Genomic DNA, 16,562 nt, shown 5'->3' on the forward strand with positions numbered 1-16,562 from the left:
CGACTTCGGCTGGGCGGCGGGCGCCGACCGCGCGGCAGCCGCGGGCTGCGCCGGCGGTGCGCCTGCGGTGGAACCGGGCCGCCCGGCAGCCGCGGGGAGCAGCTCGGCCGGGTCGACCGCGTGCAGGCGGGCGTAGGTGTCCTGCGGCTGGTCGACGAGCAGGATCCGGCCGCGGTGTTCGCCGAGCCAGGTGAAGTATCCGGTGCCCAGCGGGATCCACGTGGGCCGGCCCGTCTCCGGATCGAGACGGCCCAGGCGGGTGCGCTCGGGGGTTTCCGTCGTACATACGAGGTAGGCGCTGTCCCCGGCCGCGTGGAGTACGCAGGACTCATCGGCGGGTACGGGCGCGGTCCAGCGGATCCTGCCGGATGCGCGGTCGAGAAGCGCGTACGAGCTGCCGTTCTCGCCCGTGAAGGTGACCACTCCCGTGGGCAGCAGGGCCACGCCGCCGTAGACCGGATCGGGTGCCGGCGGCATCTCCCCGTGGCCGGCCGGCCGCTCCCAGCGGACCTTTCCGGTGGCGGTCTCCAGGGAGAGGATGCGGTAGTGCGAGGTGCTCGTCTCGCCGTCGGCATCGGCCTCGTCGGCGTTGGTGTGCACGAGCACGTGGCCGCCGCCGATGCCGATCACGGCGCCGTCGTCGCTGCTCATGTCGTCGGGTGTGGGATCCACGGAGCGCTGCCAGCCGACCTCGCCGTCCGCGAGCGCGAAGCGCACCCCGGCGACGTCGTTCCCCGCGCAGATCAGCCAGTCCTTCCCGTCCGCCGCACAGCTCGCGAACATCCCCGGCACATCGGCGCCGCCGCCTGTCCGCGACTGCCAGGCCCGGTACCCGGACGGCAGGTCGGCCGACTGCCGGGACGGCGGCTTCGCGTCGTCGTGCAGGAGCGTCCGTACGAGGAAGAAGGCCGCCACCACGGCGAGGACCAGGCCGACCACGCCGAGCACGCCCGCCAAGGGCAGCCGGTGGGCCCCGGACGGCGCAGGTGCCGCGGACCGTGCCCGGGGCGGCGGCGGAGCGCCGTGCAGAAGGGCGAGAAGCTCGGCGGGGGTGGGGCGGGCGTCCGGGGACTTGTCCAGGCACTGTTCGACGACGGGGCGCAACTCGTCCGGTACACCGTCCAGTCGGGGCGCGCCCTCGACCACACGGATCGCCGTCTCGTACGGGCTGTCGCCGTCGAACGGGCCGCTCCCCGTGGCGGCGTAGACCAGGACCGAGCCGAGCGAGAAGACATCGGCGGGCGGGCCCACCTCGCGCGGGTCGGCGAGCTGCTCGGGGGACATGTAGGGCGGGGTGCCCATGACCCGGCCGGTGTCGGTGAGGCGCTGGCCGTCATGGAAGACGGCCGCGCGTGAGATGCCGAAGTCGATGACGCGCGGACCGTCCTCGGCGAGCATCACATTGGCGGGCTTGAGGTCGCGGTGGACCACATCGGTGCGGTGCAGTTCGCGCAGCGCCTCGGCGAGACCGGTCGCGAGCTCGCGCAGCCGGTCGAGCGGCAGCGGACCGTGGCGGCGGACATGGGTGCCGAGGTTCTCACCGGGGATGAACAGCGTGGCCATCCACGGACGGTCCGCGTCCGGGTCGGCGTCGACCACGGGAGCCGTGAAGGCACCGCTGACGCGCCGGGCCGCCGCGAGTTCACGCCGGAAGCGGACACGGAACTCCTCGTCGTCGGCGTAGTGCGCGTGCACCACCTTGACGGCGAGTGGCCGGCCGGACGCCGAGCGCGCACGGTAGACGACGCCCATGCCTCCGGAGCCGAGCCGCTCCTCGACGGCATAGCCGCCGATCTACCGCGGATCGGAATCACGCAGCTCCATACGCCGTGCGCCGCCCCCTCGCCGCCCGCCCGCAGGTCACGCCCGGAAGGTGCTCCGCCCCGGCGCCGCGGGATCCCGCCCGTCGCCCCGCCTAGAACTGGATGTCGTTCAAAGTCCTCGCTATCGAGTCGAGGAAGCGCTGGATGTCGTCCGCCATTCCCGTGGACGCGAGGAAGAACCCGAAGAGGACCGCGACCACGGCCGGGCCTGCTTTGAGCGAGCCCCCGCGGATCAGCACCACAAGGATGATCGCCAACACGAGTACCGCTGAAAGCGAGAAGACCACAACTGATCACACCCTAGGTCGGTCCGCACTACCGCCCGGAGGCACACTCCCGCACACCCCCGCCAGAACCATCGTGCCACCAACAGGCCCTCCGTATGCGGCGGGTGACGCATCGTCGGCCACGGCTTTCGCGCCCCCGTACACCCCCGCCGCTCCCCCGCACACCCTTGGCGCACACCGGGGCCCGGCCCGGCGGGCGGGTGCCGGACGGACACACCATGGACACGTGAGCCAATTCCAGGGGCACATGACGGACTCAATTCGGCTTGATCGTTGCCATACGCACGCGACGTGTTCGCAGAGAATTCGAATTGTTGCCGTGCGCACAGCACTTGAGTGCGTGGAACGCGGGCGGCCCGCACTTTCACTCCGGATGGACATGACGACGCGGACGGGTAAATACCAATGAACCGGACATTCCACCAGAGTCGCCTGCGGCTGTTATGACCGGACTTACCCGGATTCAGTGGCGCATAAGGCTACGAGAGCTGAGTCACTATTCCGTGCCCGGATCTCTAAGTCGACTTCCCGGTAAGCGGGATACTCGTGGCGAATGGCGCTCATCACGTCTGTATTCACTGGAAGGGTTTTACGAAAACCATCCGCCGCCGCTAGGGTGCCTCAGATGTTCCACGCTGCCACTACCCCCGAAGGCGCAGTGCGGTCACAGCACCGGGCACCGCTCCCGCCGGCCCAGGAATCGGCATCCGGTGTGCCGAGCCCGCGCTCCCCCCAGGACGCTCCCCACCGTCCCGCCGCCCCCACCGCCGGACAGAAGCCCGCCAAACAGCGCGACGCGTTCTTCGACAACGCGAAGTACCTCGCGATCGTCCTGGTCGCCATGGGGCACTCATGGGAGCCCCTGACGGACGGGAGCCGCACGGCCGAAGCGCTGTACATGGTCGTCTACAGCTTCCATATGCCGGCCTTCATCATGATCTCCGGCTACTTCTCGCGCAGCTTCGACATGCGCCCCGACCGGCTGCGCCGGCTCGTGACCGGTGTGCTCGTACCGTTCGTGGTCTTCGAGGTCGCGTACAGCCTCTTCAAGCGGTGGGCGGACAACGACCCGTCGCATCCGATCAGCCTGCTCGACCCCTGGTACCTGACCTGGTTCCTCGTCGCGCTCTTCGTCTGGCGGCTGACCACCCCGCTGTGGAAGGCGATCCGCTGGCCGATCCCGGTCGCGCTCGCCATCGGCGCGCTCGCCTCGATCTCGCCCGACATCGGTGACGACCTGGATCTGCAGCGGGTCCTGCAGTTCCTGCCGTTCTTCGTGATCGGTCTGTCGCTCAAGCCCGAGCACTTCCAGCTGGTGCGCCGCCGTGAGGTGCGCATCCTGTCCGTGCCGGTCTTCGGCCTGGCCCTGCTCTTCGCCTACTGGGCCGCTCCGCGGATGACGTCGTCGTGGTTCTACCACCGCGACAGCGCCCAGGAGCTCGGCGCCCCGTGGTGGGCGGGCATCGTGATGACCTTCGCGCTCTTCGCCTGCTCGATGGTTCTGGTGGCCTGCTTCCTGGCCTGGGTGCCCCGGCGCCACATGTGGTTCACCGTGCTCGGCGCGGGAACCCTCTACGGCTACCTGCTGCACGGGTTCCTCACCAAGGGTTCGAGCTTCTGGGGCTGGTACGAGCCGGCCTGGCTGCACAAGCCGCTCGGCGAGGTCTTCGTGACCCTGGTCGCGGCCGCGGTCGTCACCCTGCTGTGCACGCCGCCGGTGCAGCGTATGTTCCGCTTCGCGATGGAGCCCGATATGAAGTGGGCCTTCAAGCGGGATGCGGCCGAGCTGGCGCGGGAGAGGACGAAGTCCGCGGCCAAGTAGCCGCGTACAGAAGCCCGCGGCCACATGCCGCGTACATACGGGAAGGGCGCCCACGATCCGTCGTGGGCGCCCTTCCCGTATGCCGGTGCCGGTTGCGTTTGCCGGAGCGTCACGCGCCCTTGAGGTGCCGCATCAGCTTCTCGAAGTCCGTCCAGCCCGCGAGGTCCGAGGGGTCGCCCGGCAGCGGGTAGTACAGCGCGGGCCGGGTCGCCGGGCCGAGCTCGACGGGGGCCGCGGCGAGGGGGGTGCGGCGGGCGCGGTCGCCGGGCATCGCGCGCACCTCGTCGGCGCCGAGCGCGAAGCCGGCGGGTACGGCCGGGGCCTCGAAGTACGGCGGTACGGCGAGGTCGCGGCGGGCCTTGCGGATCTGGGCGAGCAGCGACTGCAGGTGGTGGCGGGTGGCCAGGGTCTCCGCGATGGAGGGGAGCCGGTCGAGCGAGGGCTGCTCGTCGGCTCCGTATCCCGCGATGACGGTGATGTCCTCCTCGACGCCCGCCTTCGTGCGGCTGACCCGCATCGTGGCGAAGAACGCGTCGCCGACCGCGTACAGAAGCGTGGGTTCGGGAGCGCGCTCGTGGGCGAGATCGGTCAACTGCCGTAGCGACCAGGGGAGGTTGACGGGTTCGGCGGTGCCCCAGCCGGTCGGCGGCCCGCCGCGCAGCGCCTGGCAGACGGCTTCGAGCGCGCCGCCGAGCACGAGGCGGTCGTCGGCGGGGTGGACGGTGCGGAACTGCAGTGTGAGCTGGCGCTCCGCGGTGTCGGTGACGTCCTTGAAGACCTCGGGCACGGGCGTCGTGCCGTCCTCGCCGGGCACGGGCTGGAACAGGCCGCCCTGCCAGGCGAGCACCGCTCCGGAGAGCCCGTCGTAGTAGCCGCAGGCCTCGTCGCGGACGACCCAGCGCGAGGGCCAGCCGTCGAGCGCGGCGCGGACGGCCGGGGTGAGGCGGGCGCCGGGCGGGGTGACGATCTGCAGACCGATCCCGGCGGCCGCGGCCGCGCTCACCGCGGGGGACAGCCAGGCCGGCATCGGGACGGCGGGCCGGTCCTGGAAGACGACGGCGGCCTTGTCGGGGGGGGCGTCGGCCCCTCCCCCGGCGGCGTCCGAAGTCATCCGCACGCCCTCGGACTTGACGACGTCGAGCGAGCGCGCGGCCTCGGGCGGCCAGACCGCGCCGCCCACGAGGGAGGCGATACGGGAGACATAGGCGCCCGCGAGCCGTTCGGCCTCGGCGACACCCGTGGTGGCGCGGGCCTCGGTCCACCAGTACGGCACGGCGGGCTCCCGCACTCCGAGCAGCCGGGTCGCCTCGCCCGGAACCTGGACGAGCAGCGGCGCCTCCACGGAGACGAGCGGCCTGCCCTGCTCGTCACAGAGCCGCACCACGGCGCCGTCGTCGGCGGCCTGCACCAGCTGGTCGGGGCCGCCGGCGAGCAGTCCCGCGAGGACGCTCAGCGGGTCGGGCATCTGCTCGGTGAGGGCGATGACGTCCTTGGTCATGATCTTCCTTACTGGCGGCTGTGTCAGCCCGCGTGAACCGTCTGGATCAGCCTCGAAGCCTCGCCCCGCCGCACGAACACCCCGCGCCCGGACGGCTGTTGGGACGCGTATACGCCGGGGAAGAGCTGCCCCTCGCTGCGGTCACCGGTCATGACGAGCGCGGACGAGCCCGACTCGCGCAGCCCCTGCACCATCGGCTCGTACAGACCGCGCGAGGCACCGGCCACGCGGCGGGTCAGGACGAAGTGCAGGCCGATGTCGGCGGCCGAGGGGATGTACGGCAGGAACGGTGAGAGCGGCTGCTGGCCCGCGGTGGTCAGCACGTCGTAGTCGTCGACGAGGACGACGATCCGCGGGCCCGAGCCCCAGCTGCCGGGCTCGAGGTCCTCGGTGTCCTGGGTCTCGTCGGGCAGGCGCTTCTCCAGCTCGGTGGCGATGCCGTTCGAGAGGCCCGCGGCGAGCTTGGCGTTGTAGGCGTAGCCGCCGCGGTACTCCTCGGGGATCGCACCGCGCAGCCCGCGCCGGGGGTCGTACACGGCGAAGACCAGCTCGTCCTCGGTGTAGCGCTCCATCAGGCCTTCGGCGATCACGCGCAGGAGATTGGTCTTGCCGCACTCGCTGTCGCCCATCACGATCAGGTGCTGGTCGTGCTGGAAGAGGTCGAGCAGGACCGGCTTGAGCGCGGACTGGTCGAGCGCGATCGGGACACGCTTGGGCTCGGCGGCCGGGCCGGGGAGCAGTTCCTTGTCGAGCACATGGGGCAACACCCGTACGGGCTGGGCGACTTCACCCGTCCACGTGGCGCGTACGGTGCGGGCGGTGCGCTCGAGGACGGCGCCGAGCTCACCGGTACCGGAAAGCGAGTCCGTACGGGGCAGCGCGACCTGCGCGAAGAGCTTGGCGTCGGTGAGGACGCGGCCGGGCTCGTCCGGCGAGAGGGTCTCGGCGAGCTTGCGGTCGATGCTGGACTCGGTGGGGTCGTTGAGGCGCAGCTCGACGCGGGTGCCGAAGGTGGTCTGGGTGGCGATACGGACGTCGTTCCAGCGGAGCATGCCGGCCACGATGTGGATGCCGTAGCCTCCGCCGCGCTTCAGCAGATCCGTCACGGCGTCGTCGAGGTTCTCGAAGTCGTCGCGCAGGGCGCCGAAGCCGTCGATGAGCAGCACGATCTCGGTGGAGGCGAGTTCGGGGAGCCGGCCTGCCGCGCGCAGGTCGCGCAGCTGCTCCACGGAGTCGATGCCGTGCGCGCGGAACAGTTCCTCGCGCTGCTCCAGCATCGTGCGCACCTCGTCGACCGTACGGGCGGCCCGCTCGCGGTCGGCGCGGCCCGCGATCCCGCCGACGTGCGGCAGCCCGGACAGCGCCTGAAGGCCGCCGCCCACCAGGTCGAGGCCGTAGATGCCTACTTCCTGCGGGGTGTGGGTGAGCGCCAACGACAGAGCGAGGGAACGCAGCAGCGTGGTCTTGCCGGACTGCGGTCCGCCGATGACGGCCGCGTGGCCGCCCGCGACGGTGAGGTCCAGGATCCATTGGCCCTGCCACTGCTTGGCGGGGTCGTCGAGGATGCCGAGGGGGATCTGGAGCGGGCCGCGCCGGCCGCGCAGCTGCATACCGCGCGCGCCGACGTCCACGGGGCCCGCCACCTTGTCGAGGGCTACGGCTTCCGGGAGCGGCGGCAGCCAGATCTGGCGTACGGGATCGGTGGGCGCGTTCTCCAACTGTGAGACGAGGACGCCGAGTTCGGTCGGTCCGGTCTCGCGGCGGCGCATCTGCGGCTCGGCGGGCCCGGTGGAGTCCGCCTCGGCGAGGGTGTTGTACGCCTCGTACTCGAGGGCGAGCGGGCCGCTGTCCTCCTCGTCGCGGGCGACGGGACCGCGGTAGGCGCCGGAGACGTATGAGGCCTTGAACCGTTCGTACACCGACATGTCGACCTTGAGGTAGCCGAAACCGGGCAGCGGCGGGAGGTGGAAGGCGTCGGTGGTGTCGAGGACCGTACGGGACTCGTCCGGCGAGAAGGTGCGCAGACCCAGGCGGTACGAGAGGTACGTGTCGAGTCCCTTGAGCTTGCCGCCCTCGATGCGCTGCGACGAGAGCAGCAGGTGGACGCCGATGGAGCGGCCGATCCGGCCGATGGAGAGGAAGAGGTCGATGAAGTCGGGCTTGGCGGTGAGGAGTTCACCGAACTCGTCGATGACGACGAAGAGGTGCGGCAGCGGGTCGAGGTCGGGCCGCTTGGTGGCGCGCAGGGCCGCGTAGTCGCCGATGTCGGCGACATTGCCCGCGTCCTTCAGTACCTGCTGGCGGCGCTTGACCTCGCCGGCGAGCGAGGCGTGCACGCGCTCGACGAGCCCTGCCTGGTTCTCCAGGTTGGTGATCACGCCCGCGACGTGCGGCAGGGACGCGAACGGCGCGAAGGTCGCGCCGCCCTTGTAGTCGACGAGGACGAGCGAGAGGTCCTCGGGCGGGTGGGTGGCGACGAGCGCGAGGACGAGCGTGCGCAGGAGTTCGGACTTGCCGGAGCCGGTGGCGCCGACGCACAGGCCGTGCGGGCCCATGCCCAGTTCGGAGGACTCCTTGAGGTCGAGCAGGACCGGCTCGTGGGAGTCGCTGATGCCGATCGGAACGCGCAGGAAGGCGCGTTCGCCGCGCGGCGCCCAGAGCTTTTCGAGGTCGAGGCGGGCCACGTCGTCGATGCCGAGCAGTTCGGCGAAGTCGACGGGACCGGAGAGCGGGGCGTCCGCCATGGACTCGGCGGAGAGCCTGAGCGGCGCCAGCATCCGTGCGATGCCCTCGGCGCCCGGCACGGTGACCTCGTCGACGGTGCCGTGGGCGCTGATCGGCTCGGCCTCGCGCAGGTCCTCGATGACGACACGGTCCCCGTCGACGGTGATTCGGACCGAGACCTGGCCGGGCTCCTGGACCCGCTCGGCGAGCAGATGCAGCACGGAGACGCCCATGTCGCGCAGGCCCACCGCGTCGTCGGGGCGCGGGAGTTCGGCCGCGTCCTCGCCGTAGCCGTCGGAGACGACGAGCAGCCGGGAGCTCATGGACAGGGCGTCCTTGTCCGACAGTCCGCGGCGTACCTCGGCCGCGTACGAGGCGCGGCGGCGCAGTTCGTGGCCGATTTGGCGGGCCAGTTGGGAGGGCGAAGGCGCGATACGGCGGGCCGCGACCGGTCCGTCGAACTGCTCGCTGTCGAGCAGGTGCGGCAGCCACTTCGCCCACTCCCAGTCGCCGAGACGCTCCCCCGGAACCGCGAGCGCCATCGCCACGTCGTCGGGGGCGTGGGTCGCGGCGGCCTGGACGAGCAGGGCGCGGGCCACCCGCAGGGTGTCCTCGCGGGCGCCGACGACGCTGATGTTGCCGACGCGGTCGAGCGGGACGGTGAGCGGGAGTTCGGTGCCGGTGCGGAAGCGGTCCATCAGGGCGGACGCCTCGTTGAGCATGAACTTGTCGGGCGGGGTGAGCACCGAGGAACCCTGCTGCTGGATCTTCAGATCCCGTACGGGCATCTCGCCGGTGCCGACCCGTACCCGCAGGAAGTCGCCGTCCGTGCGGCGGCGCTCCCACAGCCGGGCCGGGTCGCGCACGATGTCGTAGAGCGCGGAGGGCGGCGGGTTGAGGATGCCGGCGCGTTCGCGGCGCCGCTTCTCCTCCCCCGACAATTCCTCGCGCAGCTCCTCCAGGTATTCGAGGTAGGCCTCGCGCTGGGTGCGGCGGGTGCGCTGGGCCTTGCCCTTCTGGGAGAAGACGAGCACCACCGAACCGATGATGGTGACGATCAGGATCAGCGCGCCGATCGCCGCGAACGCGCCGTTGCTGCGCAGGACCGTCATCATCACGACCGACGACATGACGCCCGCGACCGGAAGCAGCGAGGTCGCGATGTTGCCGCCCTTGCCGTCGGGCAGGTTCGGCGGCGCCTCGATCACGCGCGCCTCGGACGCGGCGGTCGGCCTGGTGGTGCGGGCCGGGCGGTGGATCAGTCGGGTGCTCATCGGCTTCTCTTCGTACGACGGCTCAGCGGCGCTTCTGCGACAGCTGGAACACCTCGGCGGCGAGGCGGGTCGCGGCGGTCCTGGTCGGCTGGGCGAGCAGTTCGGTGCGGATCGCGCCGCCGGACGCCAAGTGCCGGTCGTACGGCAGGACTTGAACGCCCGCCCCGGTCGACTTCAGCTTCTCGGTGGCCTTCGCGAGGTCGAGCCCGCTGTGCGGCACCATCTCGGTGAGCACCACGACCGTGCCCTCGATCATGTGCCGCGGCAGGCTCTGCATCCACTGCAGTACGGAGTACGTGGACGTGACGCCCTCGAGCGTCGCGGGCGCGACCAGGATCCGGGCCTGGGCCGCTGACAGGGCGGTACGGGCGACCTCGGCGGGCAGCGTCTCGCAGTCGACGACCGTGATCCCGAAGTAGCGGCGCAGCGAGACCATGACCTTCTCGTACGCCTTGAGGTCGAGCATCGCGCCGATCTGGCCCTGGCTGCCGGGCAGCAGCCAGGCGTTGTCGGGGAGCTGGACCAGGTAACCGGTGACGTCGAGCAGCGACATCTGCGGGACGACGATCGAGGCGAGGTCGCCCGTGGTCCAGCGCAGCGCCTCGGCGCCGACGCGCAGCGGCAGGGTGCCGAGCGCGGGGTCGGCCTCGACGAGCAGGACCGGGTCGTGGCGGTAGTGCGCGTAGGTGGTGCCGAGCAGGGCGGAGACCGTGGACTTGCCGGCGCCGCCGCGGATCGAGGTGACGGCGATCTGACGGCCGGTGGTGACCGGGGCCTGGAGCAGCTCGCCGAGCCTGGACGCCTCGGCCACCTCACGCGCGGCGCTCGACGAGACGGTCCTGCGGACGGCCCGCAGCGCACGGGTCGCGAAGGGTTCCCCGTGCCGGGGCTTGCGGCGGGCGGCGGCGAGGTCGCGGTCGAGGACCTGGCGGGAGTCGGGCGTGTGGGCCGGGCCGCGGGTGTACGGGGAGGGGGGCTGCTGGGCGTAGGCGTGCTGGACGGACGGGGCGGGGGGCGCGGTGCCGGCGGCTGTCGGCGAGACGGAGGGGGCGGGCTGGGCCGGCGGGGCGGGCTGGGCCTGCTGCGGGGGCGGCTGGGCGGGCGGGGCGGGGGGCGGCGCCTGTGGGGGGGGCGGGGGGGGCGGGTGTGTCGGGTGCGGTGCCTGGGCCTGGGCCGGTGCCTGAGCCTGGGCCGGTGCCTGAGCCTGGGCCGGTGCCTGTGCCTGGGCCGGAGCCGGTGCCTGGCCCTCCGTACCCCTGAGGTCGCGCAGCACATCGCCCTGCCAGTTGCCGCCGTTCGGCATGTCCGTGCTCACTTCCCTGCGCCCCGTTCCCCTTGGAGTCTCTGCGGCCCTGATCAGAACTTGTCGAGTCAGAACTTGTCGAGTCAGAACTTGTCGAGCAGCTGCCCGTACACACCGAACGCGCCCACCGCGAGCGGGAAGAGCCCGATCACGCCGATGGACTCGATCAGATCGGCCATCCTGCGCAGCCGGACCACCACATGCTCGGGCGGCTGTACGGCAAGGACGAGCAGCGGCAGCACGGCGGCCGCGCCCAGCACGGCGAGCGGACCGATGCCCTCGGCATGCGCCATCCACAGCATCACCAGGCGTACGACGAGGAAGCCGGCCGCCACGAACAGCGCCACGACCTCCGCCACCAGCGGAAAGGCCCGCGCCCGCGAAAGCAGCACCACGGCGGTGAGCGCGGTGAGCAGGACCGTCCACACGGTGGGCGGTGCCGAGGTCAGCAGGAAGCCGGCGGCCGTCGCGGAGAGCGCGGTGACGATCGTGGCGAGCGCGAGGCCGCGGTGGGTGGCGGCGAGCGCACCGGCCACCTGGTGACGGCTGACCGACGCGCCACCGGAGCGGCGATCGTCGAGGCCCGTCAGACCGGAGGCCATCAGCGCGAGCCGCGGCAGCATGCCGAGCAGCACCACACTGAGCACGGCCATCACGGCACCGAGCCGGGCCGGGTCGTCCTGGACGGCGGCGGCCACTTCCCAGATCAGCGTGTACGCGGCCGTGGCGGCCGCTCCGATCAGACCGCCGCGGCCGAGCGGCGAGAAGAAGCCGAGCAGCAGCTGGGTCAGGACGAGCGCACCGCCGACCGCCGCCGTACGCACCTGGCCCGACCAGGCATGCGCGTCGGCCGCCGTCCACGCGGCGAGCAGTCCGAGCACTCCGGAGGTGAGCAGCAGCGCGGTGGCCAGTCCTCGGTTGCCGGGCCCGAGCTTCGCGACGAGCGCGCCCGCGGCGGCGAGGAGCAGGGTGGCCACGATGAGCGTGGTCGCGACGGACGCGAGCGAGAACTCGGCCCGTGCGAGGACCGCCGCGATCACCGTGAAGACGACGGTGGTGACGCCGGCGCTGACCCTGCGTGCCGCGGGCCGCCAGCGCCAGGCGCGCAGATCCAGATCGTCGGCGACCTCGTCGGTCACGTCGTGGACGACAGGCGCGGGCGGCGCCGCGTGGGCGCGTACGAGACGGAGGACCGCACCGTCGGCGACCTCGGCCGAGGAGAGCGTGCTCTCGTGCGGCAGGACGGCGCCGTCCGAAGTGATCAGCTGCCGGGTCATCGGCCGCGAGGCGGCCCGGTCGTCGAGCAACTGCAGGATGTCGGGGAGCAGTTGCCCTATGGGCGTGTCCGACGGCAGAACGATGTCCGCCCGCCGGCGCTCGCCGACGAGGGTCACTCGGCTGAGTTGCGCTCGGGAACTCGTTGCAGTGCTCACCACTTACCGGAACCTATCATCGCGAAGTCGAGGCGGACGGTGGGTTGTTGCCGTACCCGTTGATGGGCATTCGCCCGAAATGCCAGGCTTGCTGGGTGGCATCGAGACCGACGAGCTTCTCCTGTTTCTGCTGCTGCTTGCGCTGCTCGTCCTTCTGCTTCTCCATCATGTTCTGCACGAAGGACCAGCCGACACAGCCGGCGCACAGGACGGCGGCGATGGCGATCCCGGCGAACACCTTGCCGAGCCGCTCGTCGGCGCTGCGCCGGGCGCGCTGCGCACCGAAGAGCAGGGCGTCGCGCAGCCTGCGCCGGCGTACCGACACCGACTCCAGCAACTGGCTGTCGTAATCCCGCGCCATGACTCTCTTCGCCTCAGTCGTCCTCGTGAGCCGGTCAGTCGTCCTGGGCGAGCCCGAGGAGCTCCCGCATCTTCGCGTACTTGCGGGCGAGCCGCTCCTGGGTCGCCCGGTCGAGGACGGCCCTGCGTGCCGGATCGCAATTGTGCGCAAGATCGGCCGTCTTGACGAGGAGTGCGCCCGGGGTCGCGAGAATACGCGCCGCGTACGCCTGCGCCTCCTCGCCCTCGCGTTTGGTGAGCGCGCGCACCACGGCCTTGGTGGCGGGGGTGAGGGCGGCCGCCTCGAGCCACTCCTCGGTCAGGGCGTGGTCCTCGATCGCGTCGTGCAGCCATGCGGCGGCGATCAGCTCGTCGCTGCCACCCCTGGCCCGGGTGCCGTCGGCGACAGCCTGCAGATGCTCGACGTACGGCCGCCCGGCCTTGTCGGTCTGCGCCGCGTGCGCACGGCGCGCGACGGCCTCGACCTCGTCGAGGCTCATGAGCGGCTGCTGCTCGTCCGGCATGACGTTCCCCCTTGGCTTTGCCTCCGCAACATAAGGCATGGGTGAGGGGGAGGTACAGCCAGGTGCGCCTAGCCGGCCAGCGGATCACCGAAGAACACCGCGGAGATGATGAGGAACCCGAACCAAAGCGGCGGAATCAGTCCGACATAGGACAACGGCCGCTTGTGGAGCGGTACGCCGGCCGGCATCTGCGGTCCGTGCTGCCCGGGGACGGGCGGCTGCAGGGACTTGAGCTTGCGCCGGGTGAAGAGGTTCGACAGCAGGGTGAACGGGGTGAAGAAGAACAGCGAGAATGGACTCCACCAGCCCTGCCACAGCGTCTTCCCGGTCATCTCGCGGTAGACGGCCTCGCCACAGGTGGCACACATGAGGCCGTCGAGCTTCTGGAACCGCATGAGGATGAGCAGGCCCTGGTGGGCGCGGAACGTGACGTTCGCGGCGGGCGCGCCACCACAGAACCGGCAACCGGTGGGCGCGGCCTGCTGGTTGGGGTGACCCCACTGAGGGTGCGCCCACTGCCCCTGAGCCGGGACGGCGCCCTGCTGGGGGTACGGCGCCTGCTGGGCGTACGGGTTGGGCTGCTGGTTTCCGTACGGGTTCTGCTGCTGTCCGGCGTACGGGTCGGCCTGCTGTCCGGCGTACGGGTTCTGCTGCGCGTACGGATTCTGCTGCGGTGGCGGAGTGGTCACCGGGGTCCCCCTGCTTGGTGCTTGGTGCTTGGTGCTTGGTGCTGCGCGGCGGGTGGTGTGCGCTGCCGCGTGGTCGTTCGCAGGGGTATGCCTATCAGGCTGACCGTTGCTTATGCAACGGCTACTTGTCGGTACTCGCATGCCACGCGAGCAGCGAAACGGCCACCGCGTCCAACGTCCCGTCGCCTGCCGCCTTCGCGATGGTTCCATCGCTGAACCGCTCGCCCCTCATGACAGCGGTTGCCGCCCGTACGGCGTCGGCGGGCGGGAGTTGGCCGCCTGCGGGGACCTTCGGCACGGGGTGATCCATCCAGTAGTGGGCGGGCGTGACGGCACCGACCCCCACGAGGGCCGAGGTCAGCCGCCTCAGCGCCGGGCGGTAGTCCGGGTACCCGATCATGACCACTCCGCCGGGCCGTTTCCCTCCCCCGACCCACTCGACCTTCCGGTCCTCGTCCGTGAGCGACTCCGCCGCCTCGGCCAACTCCCGCCAGGCCGCTTCGTCTTCCCGCTTCAGCTGCCCGAGCAGCAGTCGGTCCTCGGCATCGGGGCAAACGGCGAGCTCCTGCACCTCACGCAGACCCGCCGCGGTCGTGAGGGACACCTCAACGAGCCTGTTGTCGTACTCGGTGTCCGCCTTGAGTAGCTCGGCGAGCGCGGCCATCGGTGCGATCCCTCGCCCCGCGGCGGCATCCAGCTTCGCCGTCCAGAACGCACCCCGGCTCACAGCCTCGTCCCCTCGCACGGGCCGCACGACCCAACCGGCAGCCCGGTCCTCGTCGTTGAACCACAGGTATCCCTGCACGGTGCCCTTCTTGTCGGTCACCGTGACGTACTGGACGGACCTCAGAGTGCCGGCGGCGTAGGGCATGGGCCGGTTCTCCTAGGCCTGGGCGGCGAGTTCCTTGAGGGCGGCGAGGGTCGGGGCCTCCGACAGAGACCCGGACTGCACGCGGCTGCTCGCGGACGGATCCGAATCCCGCACCATCTCGGCGAGCGCCTCCGTCGGGGCGAGGCCCTTGGCCTTGGCGTCATGCAGCTTGGTGGCCCAGATGAAGCCCAAGTTGAAGGCCTCGTCCCCGCCGGCCGGACGGACCGTCCAGCCTGCCGCGTCGTCCTCGTCATTCGCCCATACGTAGCCGATCACGGCGCCCGCGGCATTCACGATCACCAGGTACTGGACGGGCTTGTCCGTACGGCGTGCATAGCGCGGCGGACCGCCCTCCACCCGGTTGAAGTGGAGGTCCTCGGTCATGCGCGGTGAGACGCGTCGTTCGTTGCTCATGCGTGGTGCCTCTCTCCGCTACTTCCTGGGCAGGACTTCGCCATAGACCTGCACCTGGCCATTCTCCACGAAGACCCGGGTCACCCGGTATTCCGTGCCGCGGCCCAGGAGCAGCTCACGCTCGCCCATGCCGAACGCACTCGCCTTCTCCACCCAGAGGGCGGGCGTCCCCTCCGGCACCCGCAGATGCAGGACGGCGTCCATATCCTTGAAGGCGTCGACGGGATGGTTGCCCAGCGAGGTCGACATGTAGGCCGGGTCGCCGTAGGTCTCACCCAGCATGTCGTACGGCGAGTCGAGGTCGAGGTGACCGATACCGGTGCCGCGGACCACCATGACGTCCTCGGGGACGACCCGCCCAGCCAGCGCCGCGTCGGTCTCGGCGATGTTGCGCCGTACGTACGGGCTGTCCATGGCGTCGTTGCCGCGGAGGTAGCCGTTCATCTCCTTGTAGGTCGCCCAGCCCTCGGACGTGGGCGGCGGCGCGTTCTTGCCGTGCTCCAGCGTGTAGTCATGGACGGCGTCGAACTGCGAGCTCGGCAGGTTCTCGGTGTAGTGGTTCCAGTACGCCTGGCCGTACTGGATCGCGTCGGTGTCGTTGAGGAACGGGACCGTCCCGTCGCTGACTTCGGCGAGAGCGATCCTGTGCTTCTCCGCCGGGGAGAGGTTCTGCCACTCCTCGGGGGTGACGTGCGGCTTGTACTCGAAGGTGCCGCCCGCATCGGGCCCGTGACCGGCCGGCGCCCCCGCCTCGTCCGCCGCGTGGGCCGCATCGTCGACCGAACCGGAATCGGCACCGCTCGGGTCCGACCCGTGCACCGCGTCGTCACCGTGTCCCGCGACGTCATCGCCGTGACCCGCGGCATCGTCACCGTGCGCAACCCCGTCGTCGGCGTGCCCGGCCGCATCGTCCCCGGCATGCGCACCGTCGTCCCCATGGGACACCGGACCCGCCGGTGGACCGTCGTGGCCCGGGCCGTGCGGCCCGGAGGGCGGGAGGTCGTGGCCGCCGGTGGACGGGCCGGGGACCGTGTTGTCCGTGACGCTCGCGCCCGGGACGTGCGTCGCCGGACCTGCGTTCGGAGTGTGGGTGGCCGTACCGGCGGGGACCTCGTTGGTCGCGCCGCCCGGGACGTGATCCGTGGCGGAGCCGGACGGGATGTGGTCCAGGGAGCCGACGGGCGGGACCGAGTCGCCTGCGTGGACTCCCGCCAGTACCGGCTGGACCGGCGTCTGGGCCGGGACGGACTCCGCCTTCACCGGAGTCGGGTCCACCGCACCGTTCGGCGAGATCAGCGAACCGTCGGGCTCCATCACGCGGCCGTCCGGCAGCGCGACCGAGTTGTGCGAGACCGTCGTCCAGCCCTCGGGGAGCTTGAGTGCCCCCGTGGGCGTGGGGAGCGCGCCTTCCGGAATCGCCGCGCCCTCGGGGAGCGTGAACGAACCGTCGGGCATACGGAGCGAACCCTCGGGGAGCCGGACCATCGTGTCGGGCAGGGGCGGGATGTCGATGTTGCCGACGCCCTTCAACCCGGCCATCACATCACCGAGCTTCGACAAG

General features: G+C 71.3%; 13 protein-coding genes. 1 reads left to right on the plus strand and 12 read right to left on the minus strand.

Annotated elements, in window-relative coordinates; translation table 11 throughout:
• Positions 1-1,752, minus strand: a 1,752-nt coding sequence (locus JAO81_RS43830; protein WP_233416566.1) for a protein kinase, incomplete at its 3' end; no start/stop codon positions are given.
• 163 nt (positions 1,753-1,915) lie between these two features.
• The gene (locus JAO81_RS39590) at positions 1,916-2,110 is read right to left on the minus strand and encodes a hypothetical protein (protein WP_093613165.1); all 195 of its coding nucleotides are present in this window, start codon (positions 2,108-2,110) and stop codon (positions 1,916-1,918) included.
• Between the two features lie 712 nt (positions 2,111-2,822).
• Between JAO81_RS39590 and JAO81_RS39595 the strand changes: the two genes are divergently transcribed.
• Entirely contained in the window at positions 2,823-3,932 is a 1,110-nt protein-coding gene (locus JAO81_RS39595) for an acyltransferase family protein (protein WP_307814170.1), read from the plus strand.
• 109 nt (positions 3,933-4,041) lie between these two features.
• Here JAO81_RS39595 and JAO81_RS39600 read toward each other — a convergent pair whose 3' ends face one another.
• From JAO81_RS39600 to JAO81_RS39645, 10 genes are all read right to left on the minus strand, one after another.
• Positions 4,042-5,430 carry a DUF6177 family protein gene (locus tag JAO81_RS39600; protein WP_199552856.1) on the minus strand — a complete coding sequence of 463 codons (1,389 nt, stop codon included), beginning with the start codon at positions 5,428-5,430 and terminating at the stop codon, positions 4,042-4,044.
• A gap of 23 nt (positions 5,431-5,453) precedes the next feature.
• Positions 5,454-9,428 (minus strand): type VII secretion protein EccCa, encoded by a 3,975-nt coding sequence (eccCa, locus tag JAO81_RS39605; RefSeq protein WP_199552857.1) that lies wholly within the window; start codon positions 9,426-9,428, stop codon positions 5,454-5,456.
• Positions 9,429-9,450: 22 nt separating this feature from the next.
• Positions 9,451-10,731, minus strand: a complete 1,281-nt coding sequence (locus JAO81_RS39610; RefSeq protein ID WP_199552864.1) for a MinD/ParA family protein — start codon at positions 10,729-10,731, stop codon at positions 9,451-9,453.
• An 83-nt stretch (positions 10,732-10,814) separates the two neighbouring features.
• Complete coding sequence (gene eccD, locus JAO81_RS39615; RefSeq protein ID WP_199552858.1) at positions 10,815-12,167, minus strand: type VII secretion integral membrane protein EccD; 1,353 nt, start codon at positions 12,165-12,167, stop codon at positions 10,815-10,817.
• 13 nt (positions 12,168-12,180) lie between these two features.
• The gene (locus JAO81_RS39620; RefSeq protein WP_233416567.1) at positions 12,181-12,525 is read right to left on the minus strand and encodes a hypothetical protein; all 345 of its coding nucleotides are present in this window, start codon (positions 12,523-12,525) and stop codon (positions 12,181-12,183) included.
• A 34-nt stretch (positions 12,526-12,559) separates the two neighbouring features.
• On the minus strand, positions 12,560-13,027 hold the full coding sequence (locus JAO81_RS39625; protein ID WP_199552859.1) for an HD domain-containing protein: 468 nt from the start codon (positions 13,025-13,027) through the stop codon (positions 12,560-12,562).
• A gap of 68 nt (positions 13,028-13,095) precedes the next feature.
• Entirely contained in the window at positions 13,096-13,716 is a 621-nt protein-coding gene (locus JAO81_RS39630) for a hypothetical protein (RefSeq protein WP_199552860.1), read from the minus strand.
• Positions 13,717-13,837: 121 nt separating this feature from the next.
• Complete coding sequence (locus JAO81_RS39635) at positions 13,838-14,587, minus strand: DUF6508 domain-containing protein (protein WP_199552861.1); 750 nt, start codon at positions 14,585-14,587, stop codon at positions 13,838-13,840.
• 12 nt (positions 14,588-14,599) lie between these two features.
• Positions 14,600-15,001: a hypothetical protein gene (locus JAO81_RS39640; RefSeq protein ID WP_199552862.1), complete on the minus strand. Its 402-nt coding sequence runs from the start codon at positions 14,999-15,001 to the stop codon at positions 14,600-14,602.
• 18 nt (positions 15,002-15,019) lie between these two features.
• The coding region (locus JAO81_RS39645) for an ADP-ribosyltransferase (protein WP_307814172.1) at positions 15,020-16,562 on the minus strand (1,543 nt) is incomplete at its 5' end.

It is taken from the genome of Streptomyces sp. N35, assembly GCF_016464295.1.
GTDB lineage: Bacteria > Actinomycetota > Actinomycetes > Streptomycetales > Streptomycetaceae > Streptomyces.